This is a genomic window from Steroidobacter flavus, assembly GCF_042651805.1.
GTDB classification, from domain to species: domain Bacteria; phylum Pseudomonadota; class Gammaproteobacteria; order Steroidobacterales; family Steroidobacteraceae; genus Steroidobacter; species Steroidobacter flavus.
Map to the genome: position 1 here is coordinate 2546380 of NZ_JBHSDU010000003.1, position 15378 is coordinate 2561757.

Here is a 15378-nt window from a genome sequence, read left to right on the forward strand (position 1 = left end):
AATTTCGACGGATCGTTGATCGGATCTCAGTCAGGCAAGGGAGGAAACGCCATGACAAGACTGGTATTTCGGGACTTCGATGAGTTTGCCGAAGCGATTACAGGAGTGGACGGTCGCTTCATTCCGACGGCGCGCTCGACCTCCGAATGGTGGTCGGAAGCGGTACGCCCCGGCGTGGTGTCGCTACAGCAGATTCAGATCGGCAGCCCGACCACGTTCGCCGGCGACGGCGAGCCAGGCCGCTTCACGCTCGGCTTGCCGATGACCGATCCCACCCAGATCCGCATCGACGGGCACTTTCTCGAGCCTGACGGTTTCATCACCCTGCACGAAGACCAGCCGTTCACGTTCACTGGCCAGGACGTGGTGCGCTGGGCCGGCATCAGCGTGCCCCAGGACACCAAGCTGGTTTCCCTGGAGCTGCTGAATACTGCGCGTGCCGGTGGCGGTCCACGCACGCGTTCCGCACTGTCGTATCTGGACCGGTTGCGCTGGGTCGCCGAGCGGGCGATCTCCGCCAACCTGGATCTGAGCGAGCCTGCGTCCGTGCAGGCGGTCGAGGAAGAGGTCGCGATCTGTCTCACTCACGTGCTCGAGCGGAGCATGAAGGTGCACGATCGTCACGTCGGCCGGCCGCAGTTCTCTCGCAGCCGGGTCATCGCCCGCACCTTGCAGCTGATCGAGGCGAACGAAGGCCAGCCGTTGTTCATCGACGATCTGTGCAAGGCGACCCAGGTCAGCGAGCGCACGCTAAGAAACATTTTCCACGAGTTCTTCGGCGTCGGTCCGATGCGGTTGTTGAAGGTTCGTCAGTTGCGCGAGATTCGCGCAGCGCTGTTACGAGCCGATCCGCAACGTGACACGGTGACGCGCATCGCCGCCCGTTTCGGCATCTGGGACTTCAGTCTGTTCGCACGTAACTACAAAGCGTTGTTCGGCGAGTCGCCGTCACGCACGTTGCGTACGCCGCCGACCGAAGTGAAGGTGCGGTCGTCGCTGTCGTGGCTGCACTATGCGTCGAAGATTTTTATCGATGACATGCGGCCCGCGGCCCATCCGCATGTCCTCGACAGCAATGGCGACGATGCCGAGACCCCGCTGGTGATCCAGCCGGTCGACTCGTTCCCGCTGCGGGCTAAGAGCTGAAAGGGGCGGTTACAGGCTGGCCCGCATGAACAACAGCGGGCCGGCCATCTTCATATCGAAGATGCCCGGATCGTCGACGTCGCGGGAGTCCACTTCCACGTGGAAGTCCCGATAACCCAGCCCGAACACCAGATACGGATTCATGCGCCAGGTGAGCGCGGCGCGTGCATCCAGCACCGAGCCGTCGATCTCGTCGAACTCCACCGACAGATATTGAGCGCGGGCTTCGAACGACCAGCGATCGGTGAAATCGAACCGGCCTTCGATGCCCGCCAGCGGCAGCGGCGTCACGCCCGTTTCAGAATCGCGCACCACCCGGCTGCGTACCACGGCGTTGGCTTCGACTTCGACGATCTGCACGCCGAACGACAGCGCCAGGTCCATGCGCCGTGTCTTGACCACGCTGTAGCCGTAGGTGAGACCGAACGAAGTCAGGTTGAGCGTGCTGTCGACGCGTTCGCCGGGGCGATAGGTCTGGTCGTCGAACACGATGGTTTGATCGATCGCCTTTTCGGCTGAGCGCCGCACGCTGAAGCCGCTGAGCCGGATCAAATGACGATCGCCCGGCAGCAACGTGAGCTCGACCAGCGGCAACAGCTTGTTGTCGTCCAGGCCGAGATCGTCCTCGGCATTGATCAACGTGCCCTGCGTGATCACGCTCGGATCGATGCGAATATCGGTGTCGAGCTCGGCGCTCAGCGTCATGACTTCGAGACGGAAGCGATCCTCGATGACGTGCGGCTTCGGCTTCGGCGCCCAGTCCGGCAGCTTGTCGTTGGTGGGCTTCTTGTCGGCGGCGTGCGCCACGCCGAGCAAGCTCAGCGCGAGGCTCAGGACGAGTGACTGACAGGCGACGTGGCGGCGTTCAGAAATCACTGCGGACTCTCCGATGGGTGCCGAGCCTCGTAGAGACCACTGGCTCTGGGATTTAGTCCAATTAGTATGCCCGTGCGCTCACGCGGTCGCGACCCAGTGATCGTCCCAACGGATCGGTTGCGCGCTCGCGATCTTTAGAAACTGTGAACGCAGTCGACTTTCATCCAGGCCGTACGCGGTGCCGTCGCGCTGAGAAGCGAGGATGGAGCCGTCGGCAACTCGCGACAAACCATATGTTTCCGACGCGGCGATGAAGCCGAGATAACGCTCGTCGCTGATCGACCAGCACGCGACGCCGTTGCCGTACGGACAGGCGGCGGCAATCAGATCGTGCGCTTCGCTGATCGCGACGCTCGCAACGTAGCCCTGGAACTTCGGCAGTTCCTTGGCGGGCGCCGTCAACAAGCTGAAGCGCGCCTGCTGGCCGGCCTGGGCGGGACGATACAAAGCAACGATGCCGGGGGCTTTGTTTTTATCCTCGCCTTCGTACTGCAAGCCTACTGCGGTGATGCCGGTGCTGGTCATCGATACGTGTCGAATGCTCAGCAGATGCTCCGGCAATCGCCACTGTTCCTTGCGTTGGCCGCTGGCGGCGTCGATCACACACAGCGACGGGTCCATCGTCGGAATGTTCAACTTGCGACGGAACGTGCGTGGGTGGGTCATGATGCCGCCATTGGCGACCAGCAATGACTCATGGCCGGGCATCCAGGCGACTTCGTGCGGATCGATGCCGTTCGTGTCGATCTCACCGACGACTGCAAAGTTACGAGCGTCGCGCACGACCACGACGCCACGTGCGCGTTCGTAGTCATGTTCAGGGGTGAGGATCAAGCTGCCGTCAGCTGAATACGTGCCGTGACCTGCAAGATGACGGCCCGGCTCGGTTGTGAACACGGTGCGTGCCTGCATCGTCGTGCGATCCAGCTCGAACGCCTGCGTTCCCGGTCGACGCGCGAAAAATAAAACGCGATTGGGATCGGTGGGATGAACGGCGCACCCGTGAGCTCGCATCGGCACGCGAGCGCCGAAGACTCGTTCATCCTGCAGTGACAAGCCGCCGATATATTGATCGCCGCGTGCATCTTCATACGCCGAGAGCAGCGTGTCCGTGTGCGCTTTGCTCTTCGACGAGAACAACAAACCGCCGGCCGCGACTGCACTCAACGACGCCGTTGCCAGCAGCACCTGACGACGCGACCACTTCATGTTGGGCGTGTTCATAGGGAGTCGATGAACCTCAACAAAGCCTCGCGATCCTGCTGAGACAGAGTGCGAAATGCTTCCTTGGCCCGTTCGCCTTCGCCACCGTGCCACAGAATCGCTTCACTCACATCGCGTGCGCGGCCGTCGTGAAGCAGACGCGTGTGACCATTCACCGTCTTCTGCAAGCCGAGGCCCCACAGCGGCTGCGTGCGCCATTCGCTGCCGCTCGCGGCGAAGTCGGCGCGACCGTCGGCCAGCCCTTCGCCCATGTCATGCAACAGCATGTCTGTGAACGGATGGATGGTTTGATCGCTCAGCCAGGGCTGGTCTTTGACCGTGCCGGTCTTGAATGTCGCGCGATGGCAGGACTCGCAGCCGGACTCGAGGAACACTGTGGCGCCACGTTTCACTTCGGGCGCGTCGAGATTCCGACGCATCGGCACCGCGAGCATGCGTTGATACGTGACCATGTGCTCGAAGATTTCGTCGCTGATCTCGGGCTCACCGCCACTCGGTGCCGCCAGACAGGCGGTTTGCACCGAGGTGCAGATTTGCGCCGGACGGAACGAGGAAGTCATGCCGATCTCGCTGGAGAACGCGGCGGCGGTTTGATGCGCGATGTCGGGTTGATTCAACTTCCAGCCGAAGCGTCCGAGCACCGCGCGGCCCACGAGCGGGTCCCACACGTGATTCGGCCGGCCCGAGATGCCATCTTTGTCGGCATCGTCCGGATCGCTGCGCTCCATGATCTGCGCTTCCGGAATCGCTTCGAGCAAGCCCGAGCCGAACACAGCAGGCGCGACCCGCGGCGACAACTTCGTATCGGCGGCGAGCCCGCCATAGGCCAGTTCTTCGAAGGAATATTCGGGTGCGAGCAGGGTGTACGACGTGCCGTCGCCGTAAGTGCCGGCGATTTCACGATGACGAATGCGCAGTTTTCCTTCCGCCGCTACGCCGCCAATACCGAATGGATTGAAGTTCACACCGTAGTTGGGATCGGCCTGGGGCTCGTTATTGGCGCCGGGCGTCGGCGTCGCAAATTGAATCACCATCGAGACCGGCTGCTCGTCGTCCTTCGACGGCGGTTGACCGCGACCGTCATTGTTGTGGCACTGATCGCAGCTGCGCGCGTTGAACAGAGGGCCCAGTCCGTCGCGTGCTCCGGCGCTCGCGGGAGCAACCACCCAAGGGCTGTTGAAGAACGCGTTGCCGATGAAGAACTCACCGCGCTGGGCGACAGTGAGATTGTTGGAGGGCCGCGAGAACGCGTGACGCGAGGACTCGCTCACGGTCATGGCGCCACCGGAGTTGGGTTGTAACAGCTGCTCGGTCGAATGGCCTTTCGAGCAGCCGCTGAGAAATGACATTGCGCTCCACACCGCCGCGAGGCTGATGAGCTTGGCGACGTGGGCTGGCTCTGGGGGAATGCGGATCATCGGAGTCTATTAATCTCCCAGCCCTTCCAGATCGGACAGGAAGATTTCAATCGAGCGGGCACCGCGCGAGATCGACAACGCTTGAGCGCGTAACGAGTCGATGGCGGCTTGCATGCGAGCGCGACCTTCGGCGTTGTCGGCCAGGATTTCGCGATCGAACGGATTCTTTACCGCTCCTACGGTTTCGCGTGTGCGTGCGAGGCGCGCTTCGATTTCCTCGGCCGCGCGTGCGTCCTTCGCTTTCACCAGATCGGCCAGGCTCGGCCCGCTGATAGTCGTGCCATCGAGCCGTTTGTATCGACCGAAATATACATTCTCGATGCCCTGCGCGTTGGCGCGCAGCTCGTCGGCGGTCATGTCGCTGAAGCAGGACTGCTCTTCCTCCTGGTCGGACGACAGCAGCGGCACGTTCATGCGCTCGCCGGCCATTTCCACTTCAGACAGCGCCGCGGCGCCCGTGAGCATGTGCTTCAACCCGGTGTACACGTCGCCGGTGACGAACGCGGTCCGGTAGTTCGGCTCCTTCGATTCCCGCCACTGCGCGGCCACCGATTCGAGATCGCGGATGATCAGTGTCGTCGCCGCCTTGAGATATTTGCCACGACGCGCATTCACGTCGGTCGCCGCATCGCCTTTGGGAATGAAGTCGGTGTACGGGCGCTGGCCGGCCGAGTCGGGCGGAGTGTTCCAATCCTGGCCCCACAGCAGGAACTCGACCGCGTGATAGCCGCTGGCGATGTTCTTCTCGCCCCCCAGCTCGTTCTGCTCGGCAATCAGCTCGGGCGTGATCTCCGGGAAGGTCTTCGCGTCACCGATGATGTTCAGGCCAGGGGCGGCGTTGTACTTGTCCAGCGCCACCGCGTCGATGTGGTTCTCGTCGAGCGGCCAGCCGTTGAGCTGACCTTCCGGGCCGTGCTCGCTATCGATAGGGCCGCCGTAGAAGCGGAAGGCCTCGCTATAGGCATACGGAATGCGCGCGGCCCGCCAGCGCTCGCGGGCGGCGTTTAACGTCGCCTCGCTGGGATTGGCGAGCAACGTGTCGACGGCTTGGTCCAGCTCACGGGCGGTCGCGAGCGTGTCCTCGTACGTCGCCAGCACGATCTGCGCGTAGTTCTCCAGCACGGGCTGGCGCGGATCCGGCGGCTCGGTGCGAGTGCAGCCGGCCGCCAGCGCCAGGCACAGGGTGGCCGCGGCGGCGGACTTGAAGACGGATGCGAGCATTGTTGGGGTCGCTTTGAAGTAGTAGTGCGGCCCGCCACGGGCGGGAGACACCCGATTTTATTCGCAATCGAGAATGACTCGCAATTAAGAATGAGTCGAGCTTAGTGCGGCAGCGGAGAGTCGCCGATCGCGTAGGGGCGGAGGCTTTGTCGACGATGAAGGATCAGAGTGAGCTCCTCGCCATCGACCCCCAGCCGGTCCGCGGCTTTTTCGATGGAGAGCCCCTCGCAAACGATGAGGCTGACGGCGGCCCAATACAGGGCGGCTTCGGTCCGAGAGTCGTGCTGTTGCTGCATGTTCGTTGCGTCCGTCCCATGGATCGAGGGACGCGCAAGGCAGCATGGTGCGAGCGATCAAAGCCCGGAGAAACCGGCACTTATACTGAAGCCGCTCGTGAGGGAGCGCGGTAAATGCCTATAAAAAAGGGGCGGATCGACGATCCGCCCCTTCGATGAGCTATCAACAGGCCGGGACGATCAGCGCTCGACTTCGGCGAGCCGCTTGCCGACGAACTGCCAGTTCGCGATCTGCTCCACCACGGCCTTCACGAAACCGGCGCGGTTCTGCTGATGGTCGAGGTAGTAGGCATGCTCCCAAACGTCGCAGGTCCACAGCGCGTGGCCGCTAGTGATCAGCGGATTGTCGGCGTCGTGGGTCGTGGTGATCTCGAGCTTGCCGTCCTTCGCGACCAGCCAGGCCCAGCCGCTGCCGAACTGGCCGACGGCCGCTTCGACGAACTTGTCGCGGAAATTCTCGAACGAGCCGAACGAGGCTTCCAGGCGCTTCTTGATCGGCTCCGGCGGCGCGCTGCCGCCGTTCGGCGCGAGCGAGTTCCAGAAGAAGTCGTGGTTCCAGACCTGCGCGGCGTTGTTGAAGATCTTGCGCTCGGTGCCGGTCTTGTTGGCAGTGGCCTTGATGATGGACTCGAGGTCCTGCTTTTCCAGCGGTGTGCCGGCGATGAATTCATTCAGCTTGGTCACATAGGTCGCATGGTGCTTGCCATGGTGATGATCCAGCGTGCGCGCCGAAATCGTCGGGCCAAGAGAGTCTTTGGGGAACGGCAGGGACATCAATTCGAACGCCATGGCGGGCTCCAGCTAGCGCTATAAACAGTGGGGGATAAAGGGGCCAACGTATCGCGGACCGCGAAGTTCCCGGCCAGTTCCGGGGTCCTTCGTTACCGTTCGATGACGACGGGGCCCGACAGAATACCTTCCCGGGCGGCCGCTTGGCCACCTGCCGCTGTCGGGATCGGTCGGTTGAGAAACAGTGAACATGCGCGGCGCTGCAAGAGCGTCTATATTCCGCTGGTTCCGATGCGCAGTCCACGAGACCGATTAGAAGTTTCAGGCCGCACGGGGCGCAAGGGTTCAACACGAAGGAGCAGGGGGCGTGTCCGCAGGGAGCGGTCAGCCACATGCACCTGGGAGGACAAGACATGGGCAAAGCGACACAGATCGCGGCCATCGTCGCCTTTGGCGTCGTGGCGACGATAGCGACAATAGCGGTTCAAGCGGCTCAACAGCCTCAGCAGGCTCAGGCGCCTCAGGCGCCGCCCGCGGCTGAAGAAGCCGCGCCGAGCACGTTCGTCACGCTCAAGCTCGAAGGCAGCTGCGATTCGCAGAACACGCGGCTATGGCTGGTCAATTCACACACGTACAAGACCATTGCCACCACCGTGCGCTGGCGCGCCGCCGGCGGCAAGGATCTCAGCGAGCAGTTCTTCCCGGGACCGAACTCGGTCCGCGAGATCGGCTGCGCGGCCGAAGCCGAAATCCTGGACGCCAAGTTCGCCGACTTCTAACTTTCAAAGCCTCGCAAGGTTGCGAACTCCTCGAGTACCGCGCGCTCGATGCGTAACGAATTGATGGGCGCGCTCTCGTCCATATAACCCAGCGCCATGCCGCTGAAGAGCATGACGTGCGGCGGCAGGCTCAAGACCTCCGCGATCGTCTTGTGCCAGACCGCCCAGGCTTCCTGCGCGCAGGTATGCAGGCCGCGCTCGCGGGCGAGCAGCATGACGGTCTGCATGAACATGCCCACATCGGCCCATTGATCCTGGCCCATGCGCCGGTCGATACAAAAGAACAATCCCACCGGCGCGCCGAAGAATTCATAGTTGCGCGCGAACTGACGTAGCCGCGCCGGCCTGTCGCTACGCGGAACGTTAATTGTCGCGTACAGGTCTTCACCGCACTTGAAGCGGCGGGCACGATACGGATCGTGCAACTCCGGCGGGTAGATGTTGTATTCGGTGCCTTCGCCGACCGGCAACAGCGACTGCTTGCTTCGGATCGTGGCGAGGAAGTCCGCGAGCGGTTGCCCGGTCAGCGCGTACACGAGCCAGGGCTGAAGGTTCCCGCCTGACGGTGCGCGCTTGGCGCATTCCAGGATATCGACGAGGGTCTGCTTCGGGACCGGCGTGTCGAGGAAGGCGCGACAACTGATACGGCTGGTAACGGCGCTGGTGACATTCATAGGACGATGGAGAGTCGAGTGCTCGATCCCGCTCAAGATAACATCACGCTGCCCGACGGCACGTCGCTGGTGTTTCGGGTTTTTTGTGCCACCGATTCGCCCAGGGCGGCGGTGATCATTCCATCGGCGATGGGCGTGGCGCAGAAGTTCTACACCCAATTCGCGCAATGGCTCGCGCAGCAGGGCTACCACGTCACGACGTTCGATTATCGCGGCATCGGTTTCTCCGCGCCTCGCTCGTTGCGTGGTTACCCCGTGAACATCTTCGACTGGGCGCGACAGGACTGCGCCACGGTGATCGATATGGTGAAGGCCACGCTGCCCAACGTGCCTTTGCATTGGATCGGTCACAGCCTCGGCGGCCAACTGATCGGCCTCATTCCCAATCGCGAGCGCATCGATCGCGTCATCACCGTCGCCACCGGCACGGGCTATTGGCTCGAGAACACCTGGCGCACGAAGTCGGTGGTGTGGTGGCTGTGGTTTATCACTGTGCCACTCGCGCTTCGCACTGCTGGATATTTTCCCGGCAAGCGTTTGCGCAAGGTGGGCGACCTGCCGTTCGGAGTGATGCAGCAGTGGCGTCGCTGGTGTCTCAATCGCGAATACGTCGTCGGCGCTGAAGGCGACGAAGTGCGTGCTGATTACGCATCGGTTCGCACGCCGATGCTTTCTCTTTCGTTCACTGACGACGAGATGATGTCCGCGAAGGGCATCAAGTCATTGCACGGCTTGTACGCGAACGCTCCCGTCGAATACCGCCGCATCACCCCTCGCGACGTCGGCGCCCGCCACATCGGCCACTTCGGCTTCTTCCGTCCCCAATTCGAACAAACCCTCTGGCCGCTCGTGCCTCAATGGCTGAGCGTGCGTTGAGCTCGAATCGTTGCGGGTGGTGGAGAAAAAAATAGCGTGCGCGAGGTTCATCACATCGCGCACGCCGGCATCCGAGATGGCTCAGGGGGATAATTGACCATCGTCGTAAGCACGTTGAAACCGAAGAAACTCGCGTCCTAAGACGCTCGGTTTCATAAATGCAGGACGCGTGCCAACTCTTCGCGGCCCGGAAGTGGCGAAAACTAAGGCTCTGCATGCGAGGAAATCGGCGTGGATGCACTCGCGGTGTGCAATGGGAGCGCAATCATGCGACGAGGTAGTGCGAGAGAGGGAGTTGTCATCGAAATGTCAATGAGAGAGTGGGCAGTTGCTGCCGCCGCGCGGATCTCACGGCGGCAGAGGGCGGCTGTCAGGCGGCGTGGTAAACAGCCGTGGGCTCTCTCACCTGATACGGTGGATAGTTGTCCGAGTCTCCCTGCTGCTTGATTGCATCGATTAATGGTTGCAGCTTCACGAGATCCAACTGCTCCGCCGAGTGGCTGATCCACCGCGCGACGGCCTGCGCGACTTCCGCGTGTATGACGGAGTCAGTGTCATCCGCGTAGAGAAGCACCTCGGACAGGCAGTGAAGCATCGCGCGGCCTTCGATGAGTTGGGTGCGCACGGTTTCGAGAGCTTCTTCAAGCGTGCGTGCGGAAAAAGGTGGTGGCTCGCCGCCGGGAGGCAGGCCGGAGTCGGACGTTGCGAGCACGGGTGGCGCGGACAGGATTTGATTGCGACGTAGGCGCGTGGGTCTGGACGTATCATCTTGCTCAGCCATGTCATCTACCTCTGTTAGTTGGCTTGGTCAGGCGTTCGGCGGTGTTGGCGCACCGCCGGGCGCCGCCTTGCATGCATTGAACTTTCTCTCGATGGGAATCTTCTGCGGGCCGCTCGAAAATTTCGGGGAGGTTTCGGGCGGTGGTGGGTGCGCTCTGGATTTGAGCGCGATTTGATCGTAGCTCGGAGCGACTTGTCTGTATATAGAAACAGTTCTGGGTGCGGCGCGATTTCGGATCTTTTTTGATACCGTTCGCGCGAGTTGACGCGCGGAAGACGTTCCGCGGCGGGCGGCGTCGGTAATGGAAATAACAAACAAATGAAACAAATGCTGTTGGCGATGCTCCTGCCTTTCGCGGCGATCCCCGCGGGCGCGCAGACGGATCGGCCGTCGCGCGAGCCGGTGAAGGGGTGTCAGTGGGAGAAGATGGCGGATGCGAAGGTGGGGCTCGCGCTGTGGGCGCAGCGGTGCGATTTCGGGTTTCGGAAGATCACGCCGTTGTTCCAGGGCTCTTCGTTTGCGATTCAGTACTCGGATAGTGGTGGCGGGCCGGACAATCTGATTGATGTCATTGATCAGCTACCGGATGAAGCGCCGCAAGCCACGTTGAAGCGATTCTTCTACGAGCACACCGCCGCGGATGTGCGTAATCGCTGCATCCTGGCTGAGTTCCGTGGGCATGCCGCCATGCCTGCGGGCAAGCAGCGGTTCACGTTCGTTCCGAATGCTGTCTATGAAAAGGAGTTGGTCGCGAAGGCGGATCCGAATGAAGTGCCGGAGCCGGCATGTGGCGAATGGGGAGAGCAGCCGGAGGGCATTCAGTACTTCGAAGTCTCAACGAAGACCAGCGCGCGAAAGCTGCTGTTCGTGAGAGTTGGGCAGGACGAACCGTTGTTCGATGAGCAGACGCTGCAGTTGATCGAGCCGGCCGCCAAATGACCCGAGCTCACGACAACAACCTCTCCATCTGCCCCTCAGGATCATTCAAGAAGCGCTTCGACACGATGTAATGCTCCGTGTCCCGATACTCGACGCGCTTCAAGCCGTCAGCGGTGATTTGGTATAGCCACGCGTCCGGATAAGCCATCAGAATCGGTGAGTGAGTCGCGATGATGAACTGCGAACGCAACTTCACCAATTGATGCAGGCGGGAGAGCATCGCGAGCTGGCGCGTGGGAGACAGAGCGGCTTCGGGTTCGTCGAAGATATAGAGGCCATGGCCGAAGAGGCGATGGTTCATCAGGGCGAAGAAGGATTCGCCGTGGGATTGTTCGTGAAGGGAGATGCCGCCGTAGTAAGTGATGATTTTCGGCCCGCCGCCGGGCTCCGCATCCATCCGCTCGATATCGGTCGCAACGTTGAAGTAGCTCTCGGCGCGCAGAAAGAACCCATCCTTCGGTCGGCGCACGCCTTTAACGAGCGTCAGACATTTGTACAGGCTCGAATGCGAGTTGCGCGTTTGAAAGCTGAAGTTCCTCGAGCCGCCTTCGGGATTGAAGCCCCACGCGACGGCAATGGCTTCGAGCAGTGTGGACTTGCCGCTGCCGTTCTCGCCGATGATGAACGTTACGGCGGGATGTAGCGGCAACGTTTGAAAATTGCGGACCGCCGGCAGCGAGAACGGATACTGGTCGAACGACTCGACCCGTTCTCGCCGCAGCTTGATCTCGTGAATGAACTGATCGTTCAAGCCCGCTTGCGACGGCCGAGCGTGGAGAAGCCGAGCACGAGCGCCACGCCGAGCAGTGCCGATGTGGTCGGTTCCGGAACGGACGACACCTGCGTCAGGCTGGTGACAGGCGCGTGGATTTGATACCAGTCGAACGAGCCCGGGTCGTAGATGGTGAAGAACACCGACCAGTTCGTCGACGGCATCAGGTTGCCCAGCAAGTCGGTCGAAGCGATGATGCCAGGATCGCGCTCGGTGCGGCTGAGGCTGAGCGTCGTTACCAGATGGCTGTACTCGCCCGAGAACAGTCCGGCGCCCAGATTGATGTCCACGCCGATCCAGTCATAGTTGAGGGTCGGATCGGTCGCGGGGCTCGGCAGGTCGATTACTGTACCGAGGCTGTACGCGTCGGCGCGTGAGCTGTCGAAGCTGAACTGTTGGCCGGCGACAGTGAAGTCCGCCTGAGTCACAGGGTTGTCGTAGGACCCGAGCAGCGTCAGCCACGAGCCATTGTGATCGATGCTGAAGGGCGTCGCGGGCGTGTCGCTCTCGATGGTGAACGAGCCTGAGATCAGCGAGCCCCATACGTTGGCAGTGTTGTTGAACGGAGCGGGGACGTCCGCTTCGCTGCCATTCCAGCCGACGCTATAAGGCGCGGCGTTGAACTCGAAGGTGATCGGGACTGCATCCGACTGGGCCGCGAACGACATGAGCACCGCGGCCGCGAACCAGCATCCAATGTTCTTCGTCATGAGAAGCCGTTCCCACTGTGAGTAATCCGTCGCGCGATTCTCTACCAACTGGCTGCGCGATGGGAAGGAACGTAACAGTAAGCGTCGCGAGTGTAAGTTCTTTCGACGCTAATGCTCTCTACTCGCGTTGCTTGGCTGAGCTCAACGTGACAGTCGCTGCTTCCAGCGCCGTCGACTCCGCTCTCACCGTGATCTTCCCCGCTCGATCTGGCTTGCCACGCACGATTACTAACGCCAGTCCATTGAACGCCTCGCGAACCGGCGATTGAAACGGCACGAAGCTGGTCGGATCGCCGTTGTCGGTGGCGACAATTTCGCCGGGGCCATCGAGAGAGAAGCGGATGGAGTTCTTCGCGGTCGGCGCGGGCTGACCGTTGTTGTCGAGGACGCGAACGGTGATGAACGACAAATCGAGGCCATCGGCCTGAATGCGCGAGCGATCGGCGGTGAGCTCGAGCTTCGCTGGTGCGTCGGTAGTGCGCACGGACGCTGTCGCCCATTCCTTGCCGTTCTTGTAACTCACGGCCCGCAGCTCGCCCGGCTCGTAAGTCACATAGTCCCAGCGCAAGCGGTACTCGTAAGCCGCACGCTTCTTGCGGCCTTGAGACTTGCCGTTGACGAACAGCTCGGCCTCGTCGCCGGAGGTGATCAAATGAACCGGCGTGACTTCGCCTTCGCGACCCGGCCAGGTCCAATGCGGCAGCAGGTGAGCGAGCGGCACGTCCGGGCGCCAGCGTGCTCGATACAAATAGAAACGATCTTTCTTGAACCCGGCCAGATCGATGATGCCGGAGTACGAGCTGCGCGATGAGTAGTACGGCGTTGGCTCGCCGAGATAATCCCAGCCGGTCCACACGAATTCGCCAGCGACATAGGGATGCTGATCCTGCGCGGCGAACGCGCGGTCGGCGGAGGAGCCAAAGTCGGCGGCGAACAATTCATAAGCGCTGACCTGGCAAGTCTTCGGGTCGCCGCCCGATCCCGGGCGCACCGGGCCGCTGATGGTGCCGGGCACGGGGAACTGATACTCGCCGCGACTGCTGAGCGCCGACGCGCTCTCGCTGCTGAGAATGAGCTTGTTCGGAAAGCGTTCGCGGAACGCGGGGAACTGACCGGGCAAGCTGCGAATGCCCGCGCCCTGATAGTTTAAGCTGATGACATCGACGGCGGCGGGCAACGGCATCTCCGGCTTCGCCCAGTTCATCGCCGTCGTCGCAAGCCGCGTCGGGTCTTCCTCGCGAACGATGCTCACCAGTCGGTTCGCGATGGCGGCGCCATGCTCGCACGTGTATTGCTCGCCGACTTCGTTGCCCACGCTCCACAGGATCACGGACGGGTGATTCCTATCCCGGCGCAACATCGAGCGCAGGTCCTGCTCGTGCCAGTCCGGGAAGATCAGGTGAAAGTCCAGCGGCGTTTTCTTGCGCTCCCAGACGTCGAACACTTCGTCCATCACCAGAATGCCCATGCGATCGGTCAGTTCGAGCAGCTCCGGCGCCGGCGGGTTGTGACTCATGCGCACGGCGTTCGCGCCCATTTCCTGGAGCATTTCCAACTGGCGTTCGGCCGCCCGCACGTTGAAGGCCGCGCCGAGCGCGCCGAGGTCGTGATGATTGTTGACGCCGTTGAGCGGGACGCGCTCGTCGTTTACGTACACCCCGCTGTTTGGATCCAGGCGCAGCGAGCGAATACCGAAGCGGGTTTCATAGCGATCGATGGCTTTGCCAGCACGCGATACGGTTGTCACGGCGACGTAGCGATTCGGCGTTTGTGTCGGGCGCGGTCCCCACAGGCGCGGATTTGCGAGCGTCGTCGAGCCCTGCACCCGAGCGTTCGATCCCGCAGCGATACGCGCGCTTCCATGGTTGATCTTCGCGACGACACCGCCGCTGCGTTTGCCGGCCTCGTCCAAGGCATAGAAGTCAGTCGATACATCGACCGATGCCTCGGTCTGCGAATCGTTGTCGATGGACACTGCTACGTCGATGGTTGCCGACGATCTGGAAACCTGCGGCGTCGTGACCTGCGTGCCCCACTGGCTCACATGCACGCGACTCGTCTTGGTCAACCAAACATTGCGATACAGGCCGCCGCCCGGATACCAGCGCGCCGAGTGCGGCGGATTGTCGAGCCGCACGACGAGCTGATTCGAGCCGCCGAAGGTTACCTGCGGCGTGAGGTCGAGGCGGAAGGAGTTGTAACCGTAGGGCCAGCCGCCAACGAGCTTGCCGTTGAGCCACACGGTTGCATACGACATCGCGCCGTCGATATCCAGAAATATCGAACGATCGCGATCGCTCGCAGGGATGTCCAGTTTCTTCCGGTACCAGCCGATGCCCCAGCTCGGCAGTCGGCCCATGCCGCCATAGGGACCGTTGGCGATGAACGGGCCGGCGATCGCCCAGTCGTGCGGCAAGGTGACGTCGCGCCAGGTGCCGTCGTCGAAGCTCGCCTGCACATAGGAAACATTACTGCCGGGATCGCCGGCCGGACGCTGATAACGGCGCGCGGGATCGTTGATGAAGGCATTGCCCGACGGCATGATCCAGGGCTTCAGCACCTGCTGTCGCGCGGAGTCGACTTTGGCGGCTTCTTCCGGTTTGGCGTCCGCCTCCTTGCCGTCTTCACTCAACGTGACGATGGGGCGCACGTCGTACATCAGCGGTGTCGCGAGGCCTTCGGGGTCGCCGAGTTGAAAACGCCAGCCGGCGTTGATCGAAATGCGCTCGCCTGGCGCGACGGTCTGAGCCGTGGCGAATGCAGGCACGGCGAGCGACAGCATGCAGATCAGAGCGCCCTCGGCGCGGCGAGAGCGGAAAGAATTTCGCATCGATGGAGCCCTTGAATGGCAGCCCGGCACGCGCGGCGCCGACTCTGGCATTATCTCAGACAAATGCACGCCCGTCTAAGTCGTGCTAGTACTGCAACCGTCGGACG

At 62.1% G+C, this 15378-nt stretch carries 15 protein-coding genes; 4 read left to right on the top strand and 11 right to left on the bottom strand.

The window, feature by feature from the left end:
- The first annotated feature begins 51 nt into the window (after positions 1-51).
- Positions 52-1146: a helix-turn-helix domain-containing protein gene (locus tag ACFPN2_RS16650; RefSeq protein WP_380598453.1), complete on the top strand. Its 1095-nt coding sequence runs from the start codon at positions 52-54 to the stop codon at positions 1144-1146.
- Between the two features lie 9 nt (positions 1147-1155).
- On the opposite strand, the gene ACFPN2_RS16655 is transcribed toward ACFPN2_RS16650, so the two are convergent.
- From ACFPN2_RS16655 to ACFPN2_RS16680, 6 genes are all read right to left on the bottom strand, one after another.
- Positions 1156-2022 carry a DUF481 domain-containing protein gene (locus tag ACFPN2_RS16655; protein WP_380598455.1) on the bottom strand — a complete coding sequence of 289 codons (867 nt, stop codon included), beginning with the start codon at positions 2020-2022 and terminating at the stop codon, positions 1156-1158.
- 78 nt (positions 2023-2100) lie between these two features.
- Positions 2101-3246 (bottom strand): DUF1513 domain-containing protein, encoded by a 1146-nt coding sequence (locus tag ACFPN2_RS16660; RefSeq protein ID WP_380598457.1) that lies wholly within the window; start codon positions 3244-3246, stop codon positions 2101-2103.
- Complete coding sequence (locus tag ACFPN2_RS16665) at positions 3243-4595, bottom strand: di-heme oxidoreductase family protein (RefSeq protein ID WP_380598459.1); 1353 nt, start codon at positions 4593-4595, stop codon at positions 3243-3245. The genes ACFPN2_RS16660 and ACFPN2_RS16665 overlap by 4 nt, the downstream gene beginning before the upstream one ends.
- Positions 4596-4673: 78 nt before the next feature.
- Positions 4674-5885 (bottom strand): imelysin family protein, encoded by a 1212-nt coding sequence (locus tag ACFPN2_RS16670; RefSeq protein ID WP_380598461.1) that lies wholly within the window; start codon positions 5883-5885, stop codon positions 4674-4676.
- 101 nt (positions 5886-5986) lie between these two features.
- On the bottom strand, positions 5987-6181 hold the full coding sequence (locus ACFPN2_RS16675) for a hypothetical protein (protein WP_380598463.1): 195 nt from the start codon (positions 6179-6181) through the stop codon (positions 5987-5989).
- 180 nt (positions 6182-6361) lie between these two features.
- A complete protein-coding gene (locus ACFPN2_RS16680) occupies positions 6362-6970 on the bottom strand; it encodes a superoxide dismutase (protein WP_380598465.1) in 609 nt (202 codons plus the stop codon).
- A 353-nt stretch (positions 6971-7323) separates the two neighbouring features.
- Between ACFPN2_RS16680 and ACFPN2_RS16685 the strand changes: the two genes are divergently transcribed.
- On the top strand, positions 7324-7689 hold the full coding sequence (locus ACFPN2_RS16685; protein WP_380598467.1) for a hypothetical protein: 366 nt from the start codon (positions 7324-7326) through the stop codon (positions 7687-7689).
- Here ACFPN2_RS16685 and ACFPN2_RS16690 read toward each other — a convergent pair.
- The gene (locus ACFPN2_RS16690; RefSeq protein WP_380598469.1) at positions 7686-8363 is read right to left on the bottom strand and encodes a nitroreductase; all 678 of its coding nucleotides are present in this window, start codon (positions 8361-8363) and stop codon (positions 7686-7688) included. The two genes, ACFPN2_RS16685 and ACFPN2_RS16690, sit on opposite strands and share 4 nt — an antisense overlap.
- A gap of 6 nt (positions 8364-8369) precedes the next feature.
- On the opposite strand from ACFPN2_RS16690, the gene ACFPN2_RS16695 reads away from it, so the two are divergent.
- The gene (locus ACFPN2_RS16695; RefSeq protein WP_380598471.1) at positions 8370-9239 is read left to right on the top strand and encodes an alpha/beta hydrolase family protein; all 870 of its coding nucleotides are present in this window, start codon (positions 8370-8372) and stop codon (positions 9237-9239) included.
- 370 nt (positions 9240-9609) lie between these two features.
- On the opposite strand, the gene ACFPN2_RS16700 is transcribed toward ACFPN2_RS16695, so the two are convergent.
- Positions 9610-10020 (bottom strand): hypothetical protein, encoded by a 411-nt coding sequence (locus ACFPN2_RS16700; RefSeq protein WP_380598473.1) that lies wholly within the window; start codon positions 10018-10020, stop codon positions 9610-9612.
- 318 nt (positions 10021-10338) lie between these two features.
- On the opposite strand from ACFPN2_RS16700, the gene ACFPN2_RS16705 reads away from it, so the two are divergent.
- Positions 10339-10959, top strand: coding sequence for a hypothetical protein (locus ACFPN2_RS16705; protein ID WP_380598475.1), 621 nt, complete (start codon positions 10339-10341; stop codon positions 10957-10959).
- Between the two features lie 7 nt (positions 10960-10966).
- Here the strand turns inward: ACFPN2_RS16705 and ACFPN2_RS16710 are convergent, their stop codons facing one another.
- From ACFPN2_RS16710 to galB, 3 genes are all read right to left on the bottom strand, one after another.
- On the bottom strand, positions 10967-11710 hold the full coding sequence (locus tag ACFPN2_RS16710) for an AAA family ATPase (RefSeq protein WP_380598477.1): 744 nt from the start codon (positions 11708-11710) through the stop codon (positions 10967-10969).
- A complete protein-coding gene (locus ACFPN2_RS16715) occupies positions 11707-12441 on the bottom strand; it encodes a PEP-CTERM sorting domain-containing protein (RefSeq protein WP_380598479.1) in 735 nt (244 codons plus the stop codon). The genes ACFPN2_RS16710 and ACFPN2_RS16715 overlap by 4 nt, the downstream gene beginning before the upstream one ends.
- A 118-nt stretch (positions 12442-12559) precedes the next feature.
- Positions 12560-15271 (bottom strand): beta-galactosidase GalB, encoded by a 2712-nt coding sequence (galB, locus tag ACFPN2_RS16720; protein WP_380598481.1) that lies wholly within the window; start codon positions 15269-15271, stop codon positions 12560-12562.
- Positions 15272-15378 lie beyond the last annotated feature (107 nt).

Coding starts and splice junctions, on each gene's coding strand:
- ACFPN2_RS16650 (WP_380598453.1), top strand. CDS start 52: ATGACAAGACTGGTATTTCGGGACTTCGATGAGTTTGCCGAAGCGATT.
- ACFPN2_RS16660 (WP_380598457.1), bottom strand. CDS start 3,246: ATGAACACGCCCAACATGAAGTGGTCGCGTCGTCAGGTGCTGCTGGCA.
- ACFPN2_RS16665 (WP_380598459.1), bottom strand. CDS start 4,595: ATGTCATTTCTCAGCGGCTGCTCGAAAGGCCATTCGACCGAGCAGCTG.
- ACFPN2_RS16670 (WP_380598461.1), bottom strand. CDS start 5,885: ATGCTCGCATCCGTCTTCAAGTCCGCCGCCGCGGCCACCCTGTGCCTG.
- ACFPN2_RS16675 (WP_380598463.1), bottom strand. CDS start 6,181: ATGCAGCAACAGCACGACTCTCGGACCGAAGCCGCCCTGTATTGGGCC.
- ACFPN2_RS16680 (WP_380598465.1), bottom strand. CDS start 6,970: ATGGCGTTCGAATTGATGTCCCTGCCGTTCCCCAAAGACTCTCTTGGC.
- ACFPN2_RS16685 (WP_380598467.1), top strand. CDS start 7,324: ATGGGCAAAGCGACACAGATCGCGGCCATCGTCGCCTTTGGCGTCGTG.
- ACFPN2_RS16690 (WP_380598469.1), bottom strand. CDS start 8,363: ATGAATGTCACCAGCGCCGTTACCAGCCGTATCAGTTGTCGCGCCTTC.
- ACFPN2_RS16695 (WP_380598471.1), top strand. CDS start 8,370: ATGGAGAGTCGAGTGCTCGATCCCGCTCAAGATAACATCACGCTGCCC.
- ACFPN2_RS16700 (WP_380598473.1), bottom strand. CDS start 10,020: ATGGCTGAGCAAGATGATACGTCCAGACCCACGCGCCTACGTCGCAAT.
- ACFPN2_RS16705 (WP_380598475.1), top strand. CDS start 10,339: ATGAAACAAATGCTGTTGGCGATGCTCCTGCCTTTCGCGGCGATCCCC.
- ACFPN2_RS16715 (WP_380598479.1), bottom strand. CDS start 12,441: ATGACGAAGAACATTGGATGCTGGTTCGCGGCCGCGGTGCTCATGTCG.
- galB (WP_380598481.1), bottom strand. CDS start 15,271: ATGCGAAATTCTTTCCGCTCTCGCCGCGCCGAGGGCGCTCTGATCTGC.